Annotated in this window: 18 protein-coding genes; 4 read left to right on the plus strand and 14 right to left on the minus strand. The window is 51.9% G+C overall.

Going from position 1 to position 18,256, the window contains the following annotated elements:
• Positions 1-9: 9 nt before the first annotated feature.
• Genes WN59_RS11845 through WN59_RS11855 form a run of 3 tightly spaced genes read left to right on the plus strand, consistent with a single transcriptional unit; the run spans position 10 to position 1,777 of the window.
• Entirely contained in the window at positions 10-1,161 is a 1,152-nt protein-coding gene (locus tag WN59_RS11845; protein ID WP_046517588.1) for an MFS transporter, read from the plus strand.
• The gene (gene mspA, locus WN59_RS11850; RefSeq protein ID WP_046517590.1) at positions 1,158-1,472 is read left to right on the plus strand and encodes a membrane stabilizing protein MspA; all 315 of its coding nucleotides are present in this window, start codon (positions 1,158-1,160) and stop codon (positions 1,470-1,472) included. Before WN59_RS11845 ends, mspA begins: the two co-directional genes overlap by 4 nt.
• Before the next feature lie 23 nt (positions 1,473-1,495).
• A complete protein-coding gene (locus tag WN59_RS11855; protein ID WP_046517592.1) occupies positions 1,496-1,777 on the plus strand; it encodes a hypothetical protein in 282 nt (93 codons plus the stop codon).
• 54 nt (positions 1,778-1,831) lie between these two features.
• Here the strand turns inward: WN59_RS11855 and WN59_RS11860 are convergent, their stop codons facing one another.
• The 7 genes from WN59_RS11860 to WN59_RS11890 all read right to left on the minus strand — a co-directional run bounded on the left by WN59_RS11860 (position 1,832) and on the right by WN59_RS11890 (position 11,232).
• Positions 1,832-2,251 (minus strand): hemerythrin domain-containing protein, encoded by a 420-nt coding sequence (locus WN59_RS11860; protein WP_046517595.1) that lies wholly within the window; start codon positions 2,249-2,251, stop codon positions 1,832-1,834.
• Complete coding sequence (gene narI, locus WN59_RS11865; protein WP_082099295.1) at positions 2,251-2,991, minus strand: respiratory nitrate reductase subunit gamma; 741 nt, start codon at positions 2,989-2,991, stop codon at positions 2,251-2,253. The genes WN59_RS11860 and narI overlap by 1 nt, the downstream gene beginning before the upstream one ends.
• A 67-nt stretch (positions 2,992-3,058) precedes the next feature.
• Positions 3,059-3,604 carry a nitrate reductase molybdenum cofactor assembly chaperone gene (narJ, locus tag WN59_RS11870; protein WP_046517597.1) on the minus strand — a complete coding sequence of 182 codons (546 nt, stop codon included), beginning with the start codon at positions 3,602-3,604 and terminating at the stop codon, positions 3,059-3,061.
• Positions 3,591-5,138, minus strand: coding sequence for a nitrate reductase subunit beta (gene narH, locus WN59_RS11875; protein WP_046517599.1), 1,548 nt, complete (start codon positions 5,136-5,138; stop codon positions 3,591-3,593). The genes narJ and narH overlap by 14 nt, the downstream gene beginning before the upstream one ends.
• Positions 5,128-8,805 (minus strand): nitrate reductase subunit alpha, encoded by a 3,678-nt coding sequence (locus WN59_RS11880; protein WP_046517602.1) that lies wholly within the window; start codon positions 8,803-8,805, stop codon positions 5,128-5,130. The genes narH and WN59_RS11880 overlap by 11 nt, the downstream gene beginning before the upstream one ends.
• Positions 8,806-9,027: 222 nt before the next feature.
• Complete coding sequence (locus WN59_RS11885) at positions 9,028-9,807, minus strand: transporter substrate-binding domain-containing protein (RefSeq protein WP_046517604.1); 780 nt, start codon at positions 9,805-9,807, stop codon at positions 9,028-9,030.
• Positions 9,808-9,963: 156 nt separating this feature from the next.
• Positions 9,964-11,232, minus strand: coding sequence for a lipid II:glycine glycyltransferase FemX (locus WN59_RS11890; RefSeq protein WP_046517608.1), 1,269 nt, complete (start codon positions 11,230-11,232; stop codon positions 9,964-9,966).
• Between the two features lie 59 nt (positions 11,233-11,291).
• Here WN59_RS11890 and WN59_RS11895 point away from each other — a divergent pair, with 59 nt between their 5' ends.
• Positions 11,292-11,537 (plus strand): hypothetical protein, encoded by a 246-nt coding sequence (locus tag WN59_RS11895; protein WP_046517610.1) that lies wholly within the window; start codon positions 11,292-11,294, stop codon positions 11,535-11,537.
• On the opposite strand, the gene WN59_RS11900 is transcribed toward WN59_RS11895, so the two are convergent.
• From WN59_RS11900 to WN59_RS11930, 7 genes are all read right to left on the minus strand, one after another.
• The gene (locus tag WN59_RS11900) at positions 11,522-12,208 is read right to left on the minus strand and encodes a VOC family protein (protein ID WP_046517613.1); all 687 of its coding nucleotides are present in this window, start codon (positions 12,206-12,208) and stop codon (positions 11,522-11,524) included. The genes WN59_RS11895 and WN59_RS11900 overlap by 16 nt on opposite strands.
• A gap of 104 nt (positions 12,209-12,312) precedes the next feature.
• Positions 12,313-13,476, minus strand: coding sequence for an ABC transporter ATP-binding protein (locus WN59_RS11905; RefSeq protein ID WP_046517615.1), 1,164 nt, complete (start codon positions 13,474-13,476; stop codon positions 12,313-12,315).
• Between the two features lie 12 nt (positions 13,477-13,488).
• Positions 13,489-14,457: a sugar phosphate isomerase/epimerase family protein gene (locus WN59_RS11910; protein WP_046517617.1), complete on the minus strand. Its 969-nt coding sequence runs from the start codon at positions 14,455-14,457 to the stop codon at positions 13,489-13,491.
• 12 nt (positions 14,458-14,469) lie between these two features.
• Complete coding sequence (locus WN59_RS11915) at positions 14,470-15,501, minus strand: Gfo/Idh/MocA family protein (RefSeq protein WP_046517620.1); 1,032 nt, start codon at positions 15,499-15,501, stop codon at positions 14,470-14,472.
• Entirely contained in the window at positions 15,502-16,536 is a 1,035-nt protein-coding gene (locus WN59_RS11920; RefSeq protein ID WP_046517622.1) for a Gfo/Idh/MocA family protein, read from the minus strand. It abuts the gene before it with no gap.
• A complete protein-coding gene (locus WN59_RS11925; RefSeq protein ID WP_046517624.1) occupies positions 16,529-17,251 on the minus strand; it encodes a ThuA domain-containing protein in 723 nt (240 codons plus the stop codon). The genes WN59_RS11920 and WN59_RS11925 overlap by 8 nt, the downstream gene beginning before the upstream one ends.
• Positions 17,223-18,248 (minus strand): LacI family DNA-binding transcriptional regulator, encoded by a 1,026-nt coding sequence (locus WN59_RS11930; RefSeq protein WP_197073421.1) that lies wholly within the window; start codon positions 18,246-18,248, stop codon positions 17,223-17,225. Before WN59_RS11930 ends, WN59_RS11925 begins: the two co-directional genes overlap by 29 nt.
• Positions 18,249-18,256: the final 8 nt, after the last annotated feature.

An 18,256-nucleotide genomic window follows, 5' to 3' on the forward strand; every position in this document is an offset into this window, starting at 1 on the left:
GTGCGCGACATGAAAAATATGATTTCGCTCATCATGATCATCCAGTTTTTAATATATTTCGGATTCAGCATGATCATCCCTGTCATCCCCCAGCTGGTGACGGATCTCGGCGTATCCACGACACACATGGGCTGGTTGCTTGCGGTCTATTCACTGGCAAGCTTTTTGTCCGCCCCCTATTTCGGCAGGCTGAGCGACCGTTTCGGCCGTCGTCCGCTTCTTTTATACGGACTGCTCGCTTTCAGTTTCAGTTTTCTTATCTTCGGAATGTTCATCGATGTACTTTGGGTGCTGTATGTGAGCCGCCTGATAGGCGGGGCCGCTGCGGGTGCGCTTTATACAGCGACCACGAGCATGGTTGCCGACATTACCACACGCGAGGAACGCACCAGATACATGGGCCTTGTCGGCATGTGCATAGGGCTCGGCTTCATATTCGGGCCGGGCGTCGGAGGGCTGCTGGCCGGCATCAGCCTTAGCTTTGCCTACTACATGACGACTGTTGTCATCATCGGCGCCCTTCTGTTCAGCATCCTCAAAGTGCAGGAGACATACCGGCCGGGCGCCTACACCAAAAAACGGATCGCACTTGCCGGCGATTACTTCATCCAGCCGGTCGGCATCCTTCTCATCTGCACATTCTTTGTAATGCTGACGATGAGCGGTATGGAGAGTACATTCCAGCTTCTCGGCATAGAGCGCATCGACATCACTCCGGCTCAGATGGGGATTTTATTCTTCATCGGAGGGATCTTCAATGCAGGGGTGCAGGGCGGCATCATCGGGAGGCTGAAGGACGGCCAGGAATACCCGGTCATGATCATTGGACAGGCGATGGCGCTGGTTGCTTTCGTCATGCTGCCTTTCATGCCAAACCTGCTCTATGCAGGAATCTGCATCGTACTGTTGATGTCGGGTAATGCATTCGTTAAGACACTGCTGACTTCCCAGATCACCAAAGAGGGGGGACAGCATGAGATGGGGCGCCTGACCTCAACGACATATTCACTCGACAGTCTGGGCAGAATTTTCGGTCCGCTCGTATTCAACTACCTGTTCGTGATTACAGCCGGCCTTCCGTTCTGGGTGGGTGCTGCCCTCACGATCTTCTCGACATACTTCATATTCCAATACTATAGGAAAAGGAGGAGAATGGCATGATCCTGCCGATTCTGATGCTCCTGATGTATCTTATCGTCAGTGCCGCGACCATACTGGTCATGCGCAGCCGGACGCTTGACATTTTGAGGGCCCTCGCCGGCATTGCCTTTTTGCTTCTGGCGACCGTCACTTCCCTCAACATGGACAGCCCCGGCAGTATTCTGACATTTGCACTTGCGCTGTGCGTATTCATATCGGTCGAAATTACCGGTTTCAAGCAATATAAAGGGGACGCGGACCGCCTGTTCATGATCCATGCATTTACAATCATGCTGGCTGCCGCCTACATCATTGTACTGTTCACGGCATAACCCGGACGGATAGGAGGTGTTCCATGAGACGGGTCATACTGATACTGCTGATATTGATGCAGCTTATGTTTTTCATCAATTACATCATTAACGACGGCATAATATTCTTCAACATATATGTATGGTCCGTCCTGGGAGTCATTTCCCTGGTTACAGGATGGCGGGCGGTAAAAGCCGGACCCAATCTCTACGAGAACCGCAGAGTGCATTCCGGCCTCTCTCTCACCCTGTTCATCCTTTCGATTGCCTCTCTCCTCTTCATACTGCTGATCGTTTTCACCAGACCCTACTTCCTTCATATATAATGGAACTTAAGAGAGGGCCCGCTCGGCGGGCCCTCTTTTCTATTACACAGGCAATCATGATTCCCCGAGCAGATATTTCTCTTCATCACGGCTGTGGTGCCAGTTGACCACCAGCAGGCTTTCATACATGGACAGCCTGTCATCAGAGGAGCCATCCGCCTCCAGGTTCTTCTCGATCTCTCTGGTGATTTTGCGCAGCAGATCGTGGTCTCTCATCAGCTGGGTAACCGTCTCGGAGAGCCCGGGCCGTTCTTTCCTGACATCCAGATAGAGCCCTTCCTCTTCCGAATCTGCATGGGCGATGATATGATCACGCCAGTGTTCCAATATCACCTTTTCGGCTTCACGCGCCTCCTTGTCCCTTCCTTTTTCATACAGGAGACGGAGGGAAGCCGTCATATCTTTGACCTGGCCGTGCGCCGCTTCATGGATGGAGCGGTGGGCGGCCAACTGCCGCAGTGCGGGACCTGACATCATTCAACATCCTTTCCTTTTCTCATTTCTATCTGTGCCGCCCTTTTGTATTTTGCCGGATTGGCGGCACGGTAGATGATATATCTTCTCCTAATGTATTCAAGCGGCAGACTCCATACATGCACCAGCCTCGTGAATGGCCATACTGCAAACAATACGAAAGCCGACAGTATATGCGCCTGGAACCCCCATGGCGCCGTCGCAACCATTTCCGGCATCGGACGGAAAGTGAGGATGCCCCTGAACCACGGGCCGATGGTATCACGATAGTCAAAATCCCCGCCTGTCGCCGTATACCAGGCGGTATTCGTAAATCCGATCACCGTCACGACACCGATCAACAGAAGTACATACAAATCTTTACGGGTCCCTTTCCTGTGGACCCGTTTGCTCTCCAGCCGCCGGATGGTCAGCAGTGCCCCGCCGATCACCATCACCAGCCCGGCTGCACCGCCGAACCATACGGCGCCGAAGTGATACATCTCCTCTGTCACCCCGATCATCGGATAGACGGTCTGCGGTACCACGATACCGGCGACATGGCCGAAGAACACGAATATGACCCCTACATGGAACAGGATGCTCCCCCATCTGAGCATCTTGTCATTCTGCAGAAACTGACTCGATTGGGCAGACCAGCCAAATTGATCCTTATTGTACCGGTAGATGTGTCCGACAATGAATATGGTCAGGGCGATATAGGGGAATGCAGCCCACAGCAAAAAATCGATTATCTCCAATTCCTTCATCTCCTTTCGGAAGATTGCCCGTGACTGCCAGTCTGCCGGCAGGTATCGGGGAAAAGAATTACACCGTTTTCTGTTCCTTTTCCTGCTGGCGTGCCACAGTCTTATCGAGTGTTTCCAATACGGCTGCCAAAAGGTAGGCGTACGGGGAGTTCTGCTCCCTCAGCTGATCATACAGCTGGTCCATCGCTTTCTTGTGGATGAAGTAGAGCTTATGGATGAAGGCGTCATCCGTTTCCGACATGGCCTCAAGTATCAAAGGCAGGTAGTCGGGCAGCTCATCACCCGTAATCCTGTAGCCGGCCTTTGCATATTCCATCTTGAGTTTGATGAACCCCTGTCCGCGTTCGCGTTTGTCTCCGAAAATGCCGTAGGTGAGATACAGGGAACAGTCTTTGCTGAAATCGAACTGCTTCACATAATTCTGCGCGAGCTCAAGCCACGGAAGTGATACTGAGTAATCCCAGAAATTCAGCAGCTGCTCACGTTCGGATGCGCTCCCGAGCTGGAGGATGAAGTCATGTATGTCCCCGTTGCGGTACCATTCATCGTCCGGGTACTGAAGGAATATCGACGACAGTTTCAAGATGCTTTTATGCTCTTCCATCCGGCGCCCCCCCTGCTACATCACTGAAGTATGATTCACTGTATTCATACGGATCTCTCCACTCGCCGTTCATTGCACAGGATTCACAGCCGGCCTGGAAATCAAAACCGGTCTGGCCCTGCTGTGCAAACATGTTTTCCGCTTCCTCGCGGTGCGCTTTCGGAATAACGTAGCGGTCGCCGTATTTGGCTATGGCAGACAGCTCATACATGTCCCTCGCCATCTGTTCCGAGATGCCCAGCCGGTCGATCAGCGTCGTGTCCGGCTCCTTGCCGAGATCGATGCTCCGCATATAGGATCGCATCGCGACCAGACGCTTCAGTACAGTCGATACGACTTCAGTGTCACCGGCTGTCATCAGATTTGCCAAATATTCTATCGGAATACGGAACTGATCGATTGCCGGGAAGACGACATCGGATGATATGTTATCAAGGTGGCCGTCGAAAGCGTCAACAATCGGACTGAGCGGCGGAATATACCACACCATCGGCATTGTGCGATATTCCGGGTGAAGCGGCAGTGCAATCTTCTGCTCCACTGCCATCTTATATACCGGGGATTCCTGCGCCGCTTCGATCCAGTCTTCGGGAATGCCGTCCCTTTTTGCCTGTTCGATGATTTCAGGGTCATGCGGATCCAGTATCAGATCGAGCTGCGCTTCATAGAGATCCTGGTCATCCTCGACGGAGGCCGCCTCTTTTACACGGTCGGCATCATACAGCACAATGCCGATATAGCGGATCCTGCCGACACATGTTTCAGAACAGATCGTCGGATCGCCGTTTTCGATCTTAGGGAAGCAGAATGTGCATTTCTCCGCCTTGTTCGTCTGCCAGTTGAAGTACACTTTCTTGTAAGGACAGCCGGACATGCAGAAACGCCAGCTCCTGCACGCATCCTGATCGACGAGCACGATGCCGTCCTCCTCCCTTTTGTACATCGCCCCCGAGGGACAGGAGGAGACGCAGGAAGGGTTGATGCAGTGTTCGCATATCCTCGGCAGGTACATCATGAATGCATCTTCGAATTCCGTCCGTACCTTTTCGTCGATGCCGTGCATATTGACATCGTTCCTGGCCGTTTCATGGGTGCCCGCCAGGTCGTCTTCCCAGTTCGGCCCCCATAATATGTCCATGTATTCGCCGGTCAGCTGGGATACCGGCCGGGCCACAGGCTGATGCTTCTTCTCGGGGCTGTTCACAAGATGTTCGTAGTCGTATGTCCATGGTTCATAGTAATCGTCTATGCCGACAAGATCAGGGTTGTGGAAGATGTTGAGCAGCTTATGCGCTTTACCGCCCGCTTTCAACGCGAGTTCACCGCCGCGCATCTCCCAGCCGCCCTTATTCTTCTCCTGGTTCTCCCATTCCTTCGGGTAGCCGACACCCGGCTTCGTCTCTACATTGTTCCACCACATATATTCGGCACCGGGGCGGTTCGTCCACGTATTGTTGCAGGTGACTGAACATGTGTGGCATCCGATACACTTATCCAGGTTCATGACCATTCCAAACTGCGCTTTAATCTTCAAGCCAATCCACCTCTTTCCGGTCCATCCGGCGGATCTGAACCTGTTCATCCCGCTGGTTCCCGGTCGGACCATAGTAATTGAAACCGTAGCTCAACTGGGCATAGCCGCCAATCATCTGGGTCGGTTTGATATGGATGCGGGTCGGACTGTTGAAAGTTCCGCCCCTGTCTTTGGTGATTTTGGAGCCCGGCACATTGATGAGCCTGTCCTGCACGTGATACATGAATGCCACACCGCGCGGCAGCCGGTGACTCGTCACCGCCCTGGCGACGACAACGCCGTTGCGGTTGTACATTTCCAGCCAGTCGTTATCCTTGATGCCCACTTCCTCTGCATCTTTGTTGTTCATCCAGACGTGCGGGCCGCCCCGGAACAGTGTCAGCATCGGCAGAGCATCACCGAACATGCTGTGGAACGACCATTTGAAATGGGGCGTCAGATATCTCAGTGATATTTCCGGCTGGTCACTGTCCGGACGGTTGTCCCCGTTATGGAAAGTGGCCTTTTTGAGCGGCGGCTTGAATGTCGGCAGCTCCTCGCCGAATTCCAGCATCGTCTCATGGTCGAGATAGAAATGCTGCCGCCCCGTCAGCGTCCGCCACGGTACAAGCCGCTCAACATTGGTCGTGAATGCAGAATATCTCCTGTTGCCCTTGACGATGCCGCTGAATGCGGGGGAAGTGATGACATGCTGCGGCCGGTTGGTGATATCAGCAAAAGTGAAGTAGTCCTCCCTGCGGTCCTCCGCAAGGTCCACCAGTTTCTGCCCCGTCTTCTGCTCCATCGCTTCGAATCCTTTGACCGCCAGTGTCCCGCGGGTCGTACTCGACAGTCCGAGCATCGCCTCCGCGGCATCCACCCCTTCGTAAAGCGTCGGCATTTCATCCGGCATGCCTTCTGCACGCGACGGTCCGAGCAGTGCCCTCAGGCTTTCATATTCCGATGAGGCGTCCCACGTATTGCCCTTGGACCCGATTTTCTTCACTCCCGGACCGAGGGTGATGAATTTGTCATAAACCTTTGAATACTGCCGCTCGACTATATTCACTTTCGGGAAATTGACGCCGGGTACCGGCTTGATGTCCGTCCCCTTCCAATCCGGGACATGGCCGAACGGCTGGGCTATTTCATCCGGAGAATCATGCATGAGCGGTGCAGTCACCGTGTCATGGACGGTTTCCGGAAAATACCCTCCCGCCATCTCCGAGAAGCGTTTGGCGAGCCGCTTGAACGTATCCCAGTCGGAACGCGCTTCCCAGGGCGGCGTAATCGCCGCGTTGAACGGATGCACGAAAGGATGCATGTCCGTCGAGCTGAGGTCCTCCTTTTCATACCATGTTGCCGTCGGCAGTACGATATCGGAATAAAGTCCGGTGCCCGACATGCGGAAATCGGAATTGATCAGAAGATCGAGCTTGCCCGTGGCTGAAGGGATATCATTGTTCAGCTCCACCGTCTCAAGATCTTCATTCTCCTCGCTGAGATTGTGCCCGTGTGTGCCAAGGAGGTGCTTGAGGAAATATTCATGCCCTTTGGCGGAACTTCCGAGCAGATTCGCCCGCCAGACGAACATGGTTTTCGGGAAGTTGACCGGATCATTCGGTGATTCAATCGCAAAATCCATTTTGCTGTCTGCAACCGAGTCCACCACTCCCTGTACATTCTCTGCGTTTTCCCGATCCGGTGCAGCGAGCTCCAGAGCATTACGGTTGAACTGCGGATAGGAGGGCAGCCAGCCCAGGCGTGCTGCGAGTACATTATAATCTCCCAGGTTCTCGTACTTCGTCCCCTCGGCAAGCGGAGAAGCGATGTCCCTTGTCTTCTGCTCCTCATACCTCCACTGTTCCGTTGCAAAATAGAAGAACGAAGTCCCGTTCTGCAGACGGTTGGCACCGCCCCAGTCTTTCGCCATGGCCACGGTCTGCCAGCCTTCATACGGCCGCACTTTCTCCTGGCCGACATAGTGGGCCCATCCCCCGCCGTTCACACCCTGGGAACCGGTCAGGAGCACAAGGTTCAGGATGGCACGGTAGATCGTGTCCGAATGATACCAATGGTTGATGCCCGAACCCATTATGATCATCGATCTGCCTTTGCTGTCGATGGCATTCTGCGCAAATTCCCTTGCGATCTGGGCGACCAGCGCAGGCTGCACATTCGTGTATTTCTCCTGCCAGGCCGGCGTGTAGGGCCGGTCATCTTCATACGTTGTCGGTGTGTCGCCGGCCATACCGCGGTTGACGCCGGTCTGGGCGCACATGATGTCGAACACCGTGGTGACGAGTACAGGACCTGCGTCTGTCTCTATCTCCCGGACAGGTACATTCCTTTCAAAGACGTAATTGCCGGGCTCCTCGAATGCTGCAATGCTGAGAGGTTCGATGCGGTCTTCCGATCCCAGGAGCGTAAGTGCCGGGGAGATGCTTTCCACATCATTGACCGTATCGGTCCGGCGCATGTTCCAGTTCGAGCCGCCGTCCCATCTGTGGCCGACCGACCCGTTCGGGACAGCATATGAATCTCCCTCTTCATCGTAGACCACAGTTTTCCACTCAGCCTTTTCAGTGTCATATCCGAGGTCTTTTGCACGCAGGAAGCGGTCCGCCTTATACCCGTCCTTCGTCTCCTTCAGCCTGATCAGATACGGCAGATCCGTGTATGTCTTTGCATAGTCATCAAAATACGGCACCGTCTGATCGACATAGAATTCCTGAAGGATCACATGGGTCATTGCCATGGCGATGGCACCATCCATCCCTGCCTTGACCGGCAGCCAGTTGTCGGCAAATTTCACGAATTCAGCGAGGTCCGGCGCCACAGCGACCACCTTGGTGCCTTTGTAGCGGGCCTCGACCATGAAATGTGAATCCGGCGTACGGGTCTGGGGCAGGTTGGATCCCCAGACGAGCATATAGCTCGAGTTATACCAGTCGGAGCTCTCCGGGACATCGGTCTGCTCCCCCCATACCTGAGGGGAAGCCGGCGGCAGATCGGCATACCAGTCATAGAAGCTGAGCAGCACGCCACCGATCAGATTCAGGAACCTCGAGCCGCCGGCATAGCTGACCATCGACATGGCAGGAATCGGTGAAAATCCGAATATACGGTCCGGCCCGTGCGTTTTCAATGTATAGATGAGCTGGGCGGAGATCAGCGTTTCCACTTCGTCCCATGTAGTCCTGACGAAGCCGCCTTTCCCCCTCGCCAACTTATAGGTCCGGCTCGACTCCTCATGCTCGATGATGGATGCCCATGCTTCTACCGGGTCATCGTTTTCTGCCATGGCTTCACGCCACAGTCTGAGCAGGGCACTTCTAATATATGGAAACCGTACACGGTGCGGGCTGTAGGTGTACCATGAGAAACTCGCTCCCCTCGGACAGCCCCGGGGTTCATATTCCGGCATACCGGGGCCGGTGGAAGGATAGTCGGTCTGCTGTGTTTCCCAGGCGATAATACCGTCCTTGACGTGCACCTTCCAGCTGCATGAGCCGGTACAGTTGACGCCGTGGGTGGTGCGGACAACTTTATCATGCTGCCAGCGTCTACGGTAATAGTCCTCATTCCGCTGGCGATTTTTCGGTGATTTTTCACTGTGTTCTGTCTCAGGTTGTGTTTTTCCTAAATATCGCAGCTTCTGCAGCAGTGGCGGCACTTTCTTTCTCATCGGATCCACTCCTTCTGTCTACTATTGGAAAATCTAACCAACTTGATTTCAGATTAGCAGAAGGAAAATTCTTTGTCTATTAATATTCCAAAAATTATGAATATTCATGCCATACTTAGGGATTTCCCTTATAAAAAAGACATACTTCGCGACAATGAAGAAACGGCACCCTGACTTTTCCGAGCCATGGGTGCCGCCTGAAATATTATTCAAAGTTTTTTATCAGTCTTCCGTAAAGATGTCCTCGCCGTACCAGTCTTCTGAAATGCGGGTCAGGGTGCCGTCCTGCTTCAGCTGTCCGATCACTTCATTTATATCTTCAATCAGTGCCCTGTTCTCTTTTGTATCCTTGAACGGAAGGCCGACCGGCTGACTGCCGAATGGTTCCCCTGCAATCTTCAGCGGAATATCCTTGTCATTGATCATCGCCAGCAGCTGTTCGCGGCCGTAGATATATGCATCCAGCTTGCCGCTCCCAACATCCCTGTAGACCACCTCGTTATTTTCATAGTCGACAATATTGCCGCCGTGTTCCGGATACTGGTCCTCCAGCACGTTCTGGAAGTTGGTCCCGAGTATCGTTCCCACATCCTTTCCTCCGATATCTTCGACCGATTGTATCTCTTCATTGCCGGGGGCAGCAGCGATTGCCGCTTTTGAATGGTAATAAGGATCAGTGAATATGTACTTTTCCCCGCGTTCCGGCGTCAGTGCGAAATTGCTCGCCGTGTCCACGTTGCCGGTATCCAAATTTGCAAGTACACCGGTCCAGTCGGTGAGCACCCATTCTATTTCATAGCCGAGCTCGTCAAAAATTGCGTTGTAAATGTCCACATTGAACCCTTTCATCTCACCGTCCTGCTGGTAAGAGGTTGGATAACCATCAGGTGACGAACCGATTTTTATCACTTTGTCACCCCCCGATGCAGAAGCACCGTCCCCGTTGCTGCAGCCTGCAAGAATCAGCATGAGAACCGAAAGTAAAAATGTCCATTTCTTCATTGAATCCCTCCTCCGTTTAAAAACATAGTTTAATACTATGAATTAAAACCAAGTCTATCATGTTGCCAACAGAGGGGCAAGGCTGTCAGTTATAGAACTTTGACAGGCTGCTTATAGAAGAATGTTATGCAGAAATTAAAAAAAGCCGCTGAATTCTCAGCGGCTCCTCTTCCTGTTTCTGATCAGCTGGTTCAATTTGACTTTCCCTTTCTGGAACATCGGCACTCCGACTTCAGCCAGTGTATACAGCGGCTGATTGATCACATAGTCGAATTCACCGATCTTTTCACTGACTTTTGTCCCCCATACTTTCTTGAACTGCCATAATCCAAAATGCGGGGAATCCTGCGGCGGGGAAACGCTGACTCCGCCGAAATCGTAGGTTTTCGCACCGTTATCACGTGCATATTTCATCATTGCAAATTGCATGTTATGGTTTGGCAGATACTCCCTGTAGCTGTCGGATGAGGCCCCGTAAAGATAGTAGGCTTTGTGCCCCGACTGTGCAAGCAGTGCGCCGGAGAGTATCACACCATCCGGATGCTCCTGTTTGATCACTTCGATTTCAACGAGCTGTTTTGAGAGTTTCTCCCTGCGGTTTCCCAGATCTTTCAGCTGGTTCTCCTTTTTGCTGCTGTCTTTTTTCCTGCCTGCTTTCTCAATATCCTTCTCCACCTTCACAAGGTCCTCCTGAAGGGATACGGATACGTCTTCGGGAATGAGTTTAACCAGGAACAGTTCCATATGGCCGTTCGGGTTCAGATGATCATACATGGATTCAAAATAGGTGATATCACGCGTCAGGAAACCGTCACGCTCTCCCGTTTCTTTCATCAGTTCCACAAACGTTCCGAGCTCTTCACGGCCCGCCTTATACACCACTGTTCCCCGGCGGGCCGCGTTGCGGACTTTTGTCCGGTTATTGCGTTCAAAACTCTGCAGAAGCTCCTCATCGTCTTTGTCGATGTCGGCCACCATGGTCTGGCGGGGCTGGATATTATCTTTGCTCATGCCATCCTTCAGACCCCGGTGGCGGAAGCCGAGCGACTTCAGGAATTCTATGGTATTGCGGTGCTCGTCAAGCGGCAGGTCCGGATCTATCTTGATGGCATAGGCATTTTCATCCTCTGCAATCTTCAGAGATTCCTTCAGCATGAATTCAACGAGCGGCCTGTTGTTGAAATCACAGACGAACCCCCGGGAAATATAACACAGTGTACTCCCGGTCTTCGGAACTTTCTTGAACAGGAGCATCGCCGTTCCGAGCACCTCCCCCGTCTCATCACCCGCGGCGATCCGTCTGGAGTACCACCCGGTCAGGCGCTTGGACTGTGCCCAATCCGTCAGTTGCAGTAGATCGCCGAAAGGGTGCGATTCGACAAATCTGTTGTGTTCTTTATTAATAATATTCAATAATTTAAGCATAGTAATCTCCATTTCAGTAATATCTGATATAATTGGTTGGAAAGAAAGGTGGCAGATGAATGAGACTTATTATTCTGGTTGTTCTTGCAGCTTTAAACATTTTCAGCATTTTCCAGCTGGGTGCATATTCCAGCGGCGATCTGATTGCGCTGATGAGCGTGCGGATTATTCTTGCCGTCATCACATTCATGCTGAGCCTCGCATATGTTCTCGTACGGGGCACCCGCCCGATGATCATAATGAGCATCATAACTGCATTGATCGCCCTTATCCACATCGGATTGATTGTCTATATAAACTTGTAGATCGCCCCTTTATATATTGCAGCCTCGCCGTCCATCCCCACTTCCAGGGTAATGGACGGTTTTTCGTTCTGCGAAAGTTCGACACGTGTATGGGAATCGATTTCCCCCTCCCAGATGCCGAGCACATCATAGAACGCCTCCCATACATGGATATCCGCAACTTCCTGCCGTATGGTGATGGCGGGATGGAGGAACTTCCCGCGAAGTGCTTCGATCCGCTTCATCCGATCCTGTTCCGGCTCATCCCACTGGATGAAGAAGGGGAATATTTCATCGCCGCTTCCAACATACAGCAGTTTCCAGCTGATGGTCTCCCCATCTGTCATGCGCTCCATTTCGACCGGGCCATGGACGGTGAAACCGCGGGCCCGAAAACGCTCGGCCAGACCTTTGATGTCATCCGTGCTTAAAGCATAGCGGATAAAGCCTTCTTCGTAACCCAACGCGTCAACCGTAGCCGCAAAAGATTCCCGTCCCTCTTCCAGGTGCCTGCCGAATGCATCCTCATTTTCAATCGCCAGATATTCCACATATCTGTAATCAAAATATGACAGGAGATTGGCAGTACCGAAGCGCTCGTGCCTTCCGCCCGAGTGGATGGGCAGAACGGGGTTCTCCTCCACTTCCCCCAGCTGATTGACATAGTGTATGATATGATCGAATTTCACCATTCCAGTCACCTCTTTTTTTAACTATATCATAATAACACGCCTGCTCCACGAAATATACTGAAGCGAAAAACAGCCCCTTCCGAATCAGAAGGGGCTGTCCTGCTCTATGCTTTTATAACGTCCGGCCCGGCATCTTCCATCTGATCCCGCTCTTTTTCACGTACTTCTTTTGTGACGATGCGCCCGCCTGAATCCATATCGAAGAAATGGCCTTTATTCATATCGAAGGCGAATTTCACAACATCCCCCGGATGGAGTTCGTTCCTCGCATCGACACGGGAGATGAACTCCTGGTCTTCCAGTTCGGAGTAGAGCATGATTTCGGAACCGAGCAGTTCACTCACTTTGACTTCTGCGTTGAATGCAGAGGCGAGTGCCGATTCCACGAACACGGCCTCTTCCCTGATATCCTCCGGCCGGATGCCGAATTTCAAGGCTTTGTTGTCGTATCCTTCATCGATGAGCATGCGGCGCTTCGCTTCCGGAATGGTGATTTCCGTATTTCCGATCACAAGCTTCCCGTCTTTGATTTCAGCGTCAAAGATGTTCATGGCCGGCGAGCCGATGAACTGTGCCACAAATACATTTTCCGGGAAATCATAAACTTCCTTGGGCGTGCCCACCTGCATGATGTCCCCCTGGTTCATGACGACGATCCTGGTCGCCATGGTGAGGGCTTCCGTCTGGTCATGAGTGACATAGATCGTCGTCGTTTTCAGACGTTTGTGCAGCTTGGTGATTTCCGCGCGCATCTGAACCCTGAGTTTGGCATCAAGGTTGGAGAGCGGCTCATCCATCAGGAAGACATTCGCTTCGCGGACGATTGCACGTCCCAGCGCGACACGCTGCCGCTGTCCGCCGGACAGCGCTTTCGGTTTCCTGTCCAGAAAGTCTGTCAGACCGAGGATTTCAGCCGCTTTCTCCACCCGCTCTTTGATTTCCGGCTTCGGTGTCTTCCTGAGTTTGAGTCCGAAAGCCATATTATCGTACACGCTCATATGCGGATAGAGTGCATAGTTCTGAAATACCATTGCGATATCCCTGTTTTTCGGCTCCACATCGTTCATCCGTTTGTCATCGATGTAAAAATCGCCGTCAGTAATATCCTCGAGTCCTGCAATCATGCGGAGAGTCGTGGATTTACCGCACCCCGAGGGCCCGACGAGCACGATGAATTCACCGTCATGTATTTCCAGATTGAAGTCGTGTACGACCGCTGGACCCTTATCATACGTCTTCTTTATGCTATCGAGTTTCATTTCAGCCATTAGACCACTCCTCTAAGCCCACCACATATCGGCCGGCTCTTCTTTTATGATTACACCCTGCAGGTTCCGGACCGCTGTCTGAAATCCTTCTTCAATGGACATCAGCCCGTCTTCATGTTCTATGGAGACAACATGGTCGTATCCGTACGTCCTGAGCGCACTCATCATGTTTGTCCATTCATCCATGCTGTGGCCGAGGCCGACACTTCTGAATGTCCAGCTCCTGTCCTTAATCTTACCATACGGGTTCATATCCAGATATCCGTGCATATTCAGATTTTCCGGGTCGATGTAAGTATCCTTGGCATGGAAATGATGGATTGCACCCTCACGGCCGAGTATTTTGATGGCCACCACAGGGTCGATCCCCTGCCACCACATGTGACTTGGATCGAGATTCGCTCCGATGTAGGTGTTTGTCCTTCTCCTGAGCTCAAGCATCGTATGCGGTGAATGCACCAGGAAGCCGCCGTGCAGTTCCAGTCCGATTTTCACGTCGTGCGCTTCAGCCAGTTCAGCAATTTCCTTCCAGTATGGCACGAGACGGTTCTCCCACTGCCATTCCTTGATTTCGGAATACTCTTGTGGCCATGGGGTCACGGGCCAGTTCACTGAAGTGTCCGTTTCGTTTCCGGCCGGTGTACCGCTGAACGCATTGACCACCGGGACGCCCATCATGGCAGCCAGTTCAATCGTCTTCCTGAGCACTTCATCAGATTCTTTCCTGAATGCATCATCCGGCGAAATCGGGTTGCCGTGGCAGCTGAATCCACTGATTGAAAGCCCCCGCTTTTCAAATTCGGATAAATATTCACTGCGCGCCTCTTCGGAGCCGAGCAGTTTGTCCACATTACAGTGGGCACTGCCCGGGTAGCCGCCTGTCCCCACTTCCACTGCATCAAGCCCCGATGCCTTCACATAATCCAGCATCTCCAGAAATTCCATGTTTTGGAACAATGGATTAAAAACTCCCAGTTTCATGTATTAAACCTCCTATAGTCTTACACTGCGCTGTTCTTGTGAACTTTTGTATATCGCTTCAATGATTTTCGACACTTCCATCGCTTCATGTGACTTCACCCGCAGCGGAGTGCCGTTTTTCACTGCAGATATGAAATCCTGCGCCTGCAGTCTGCTGTATGGTTCATCGACCTTTATATAGTCGATGCGCATCGTCGTCATCAGGTCTTCATCCGCCTGGTTGACTTTCATATCAAAAACATCGAGGCCGGCATCGACACCAGAGATGCTTATATGATTCTCATCCTCGGGTATATTCGCAGCCCAGCTCGTTTCAAACAGCATCGATGCACCGTTGTCGAAACGGATGAATGCACTCACATGGTCCTCGACTTCAAATGTATCCCTGTTGAAATGTCCCCATTCGTTCACCGTATTCGTCCTGCTGAGATGATTGTATGTGGAACTGGACACTTCCACCGGTTTCACATCCCCCATGAGATACATCGCCAGATCCAGCAGATGGCAGCCGTAATCGATCAGTGCCCCTCCGCCCTGAAGTTCCTGGTTGGTGAATACGCCCCATCCCGGGACTTTACGGCGTCTAAGGCCTTTGACACGCACAACGATCGGAGCGCCGATGATGCCCCTCTCAATAATCTTTTTAGAGGCGATTGCCTCCTTCATGAAACGGTAGTGATAGGCGATATGCAGTTTGACACCATTGCGCTGCTCCGCTTCGATCATCCGGCGGCACTCCTCGGCCGTAAGGGCCATCGGTTTTTCGCAGAGGACGTGCTTTCCGTGGTTCATCGCATCGATGCTGATAGGCGCATGAAATTTATTCGGCGTGCAGATCACCACCGCATCGACGTGCGGGTACATATCTTCGATGGCCGTGTAAACTCCGGGTATTCCGAGTTCTTCCGCCACCTTCACCGCCCGTTCCCGGTCGATGTCCTGCACCGCTGTTATTTCGACTTCATCCAGTGTTCGGAAAGTCGGGATGTGACGGCCGGTCGCAATACCGCCGACACCGATGAAACCCAGTCTTACTCTTGACATCTACAACACCTGTTCCCCAGTAACAATTTTATCTTTCCTGTCCGATTCGAATGCGTCCAGTATGATGCGCACAGAATTTTTAGCATCCGCCGCCGTCACAGGGACACGTTCTCCGCCTTTAAGAGCCGAGATGAAGCGGTCCATGACCTGTGATGACTTGCTCTGTCCGGCATCATCATTCGTCTGGATGCCGCCGTAGTTCTCTTTCAGCACTTCACCGTCCGTCCCTGTAAAGATGAATGAATGCCTGTCATCATTGAGCAGCCGGAGTACACCTTTCTCCCCGTATATCACAGTCGAGTTATCCTCTGCTCCGTAGAACGACCAGCTCGCCTGCAGTGTGCCGATGATTCCGGATTCCGTGCGCAGTACACACACCGCATTGTCATCGACATCCGAGAAGTCTTTGGCCTTTTTGGAAATCATGCCGCCGACCTCTGTCACCTCTTCACCCAGCAGGAATCTGATCAGATCGGCTTTATGCACTCCGAGGTCCCCCATCGCGCCCATGGCCGCCTGATTCTCCTTGAAGAACCAGCTGTCCCTGCCGTCGACGCTCCATCCTTCAGGTCCCCCGTGGCCGAAAGTCGTACGGAAAGAATAAATTTCACCCAGTCTGCCGGAAGCAATCCATTCCTTCGCCACTTCATGCTCTTTGACAAAGCGCTGGTTGTGGCCGACCATGAGCTGCCCCGCCGAACGCTCCTCAGCTTCGATCATCGCATCCATCTCTGAAAGCGTCACACCCATCGGCTTCTCGCAAAGCACATGCTTGCCCGCTTCAAGCGCCGCAATCGCAATTTCGGCGTGCATATGGTTCGGGGTGCATACACTGACCGCATCCACATTTTCGTCGGCAAGGAGCTCCCGGTAATCTTCATAGGCGGCACCGCCATGCAGCACCTTCTGCTCCTCTGCACGCGAATACACCCTGTCACAGAAAGCGACAAGTCTGACATCTACGTTTCCACTGTATTCCGCGATGTGGCGTTTAACACCGATACTGCCACATCCGATGATTCCGACATTAATCATTATGATTCTCCTTTATATCCTCTAGTGGTTGATAATTTCCATAATAGTGGCGCGTTCCTTTGGACGATCCGACCCACTCCACACCATTTTGTATGACCTTCTGCACATTTTCATCATAGTAGGTCGGATGCGTTTCATGTCCCGGGCGGAAATAGAAAATCTTGCCGTTGCCGCGCTTGAAAGTACAGGCGCTTCTGAACACTTCTCCGCCCTCAAACCAGCTGAGCATGATCAGTTCATCCGGAGCCGGAATATCAAAGTGCTCCCCGTACATCTCCTCTTCGGGCAGCTCAAAATACTCCCCCAGCCCAGAGGCAATCGGATGCGCAGGATCCACTATCCAGATCCGTTCCTTCTCATTCGCCTCACGCCACTTAAGGTCGCATGAAGTACCCATGAGCAGCTTGAATGGTTTGGAAAAATGCGCCGAATGGAGCACCACAAGCCCCATGCCCCGAAGGACACGCTGGCGGACCCTTTCCGCAACCTCATCCGACACCTCATCATGTGCCTTATGCCCCCACCATACCAGGACATCCGTCCTATCCAGTACTTCATCAGTAAGACCGTGCTCCTCATCATCCAGCGTAGCCGTTGTCACCTCATGCCCGTTCAGGAAAGAGGCAATCTGCGCATGGATGCCGTCAGGATAGACCCCGCGCACCACGTCAGATTCCTTCTCATGCCTATACTCGTTCCATACCGTCACTTTCATCAGGCATCCTCCTTTTAGTAGATTGACGTTCGATAATCGAAGTCGGGATAATGATATTCTTCTTCAGTTTGTCAGGGTTTCTTATTAAATCGATAATTTCGTTTCCGGCTTCCCTGCCAAGTTCACCCGGGAATATATCCACAGTCGTCTGGGGCGGAGAAGCGAATTCAGTCAAAGGCGAGTCGTTGAATGTGACCGTGGCAACATCCTCAGGTATTCTATAGCCCCCCTGGTACAGCTCTGATACGACCCTTGCATTAACCACACCATCCAGTGTAAGGATTACGTCAGGGCTTCCACCGGAAAAAATCTCCTCCAACACCTTTCTCACAGAGTTGGAATCATTCCGGCACTTCAATATCCTTCCTTCGGGACTGACCCCCCTTTTTTCAAGAGCTCTGGAAAAACCTTTTATCCTGTCTTTTGCAACTGCAAATATATCATTATCTGTAATCATTCTTATATCGCTGTATCCTTCATCCAAAAGATAATCAGTAATCATGTGTGATGCATAGACATTATCATTATCCACGTATATGGCATCCTGAGAGTTCGAAATATCCTTCCCTATGACGACATAGGGGAAATTGATTTCCGTCAGATATTTGGCAACTGGATCTCCCTCTTTTGAATAAAGCAATATGAAGCCATCGACTTGTCTTGAGTTGATCATATCCTTTATTTCGCCGAAAAGATCTTCATCATCATTCGCAGATGTCATAAGTGTTGAAAAACCTTCTTTGCGGCATGCTTCGGACACACCGTAGTTGACTTCGGCAAAGAATGGATTCAATACAGCTTCATGGACTGCACTTTTGATAATCAGTCCGATGGTAAAGGAACGGTTCGTCACCAGATTCCTCGCCGCAATATTGGGTGAGTAACCCATGCTATCCATTATTTTCCTGATGCGTCTTTTAGTATCCATACTTATTCCTTGATGATCTTTGACAACTCGTGAAACTGTCGATGGGGAAACACCTGCTGCTTTTGCCACATCTTTGA

The sequence above is a fragment of the Salinicoccus sediminis genome, from assembly GCF_000986795.1.
GTDB classification, from domain to species: Bacteria; Bacillota; Bacilli; order Staphylococcales; family Salinicoccaceae; genus Salinicoccus; species Salinicoccus sediminis.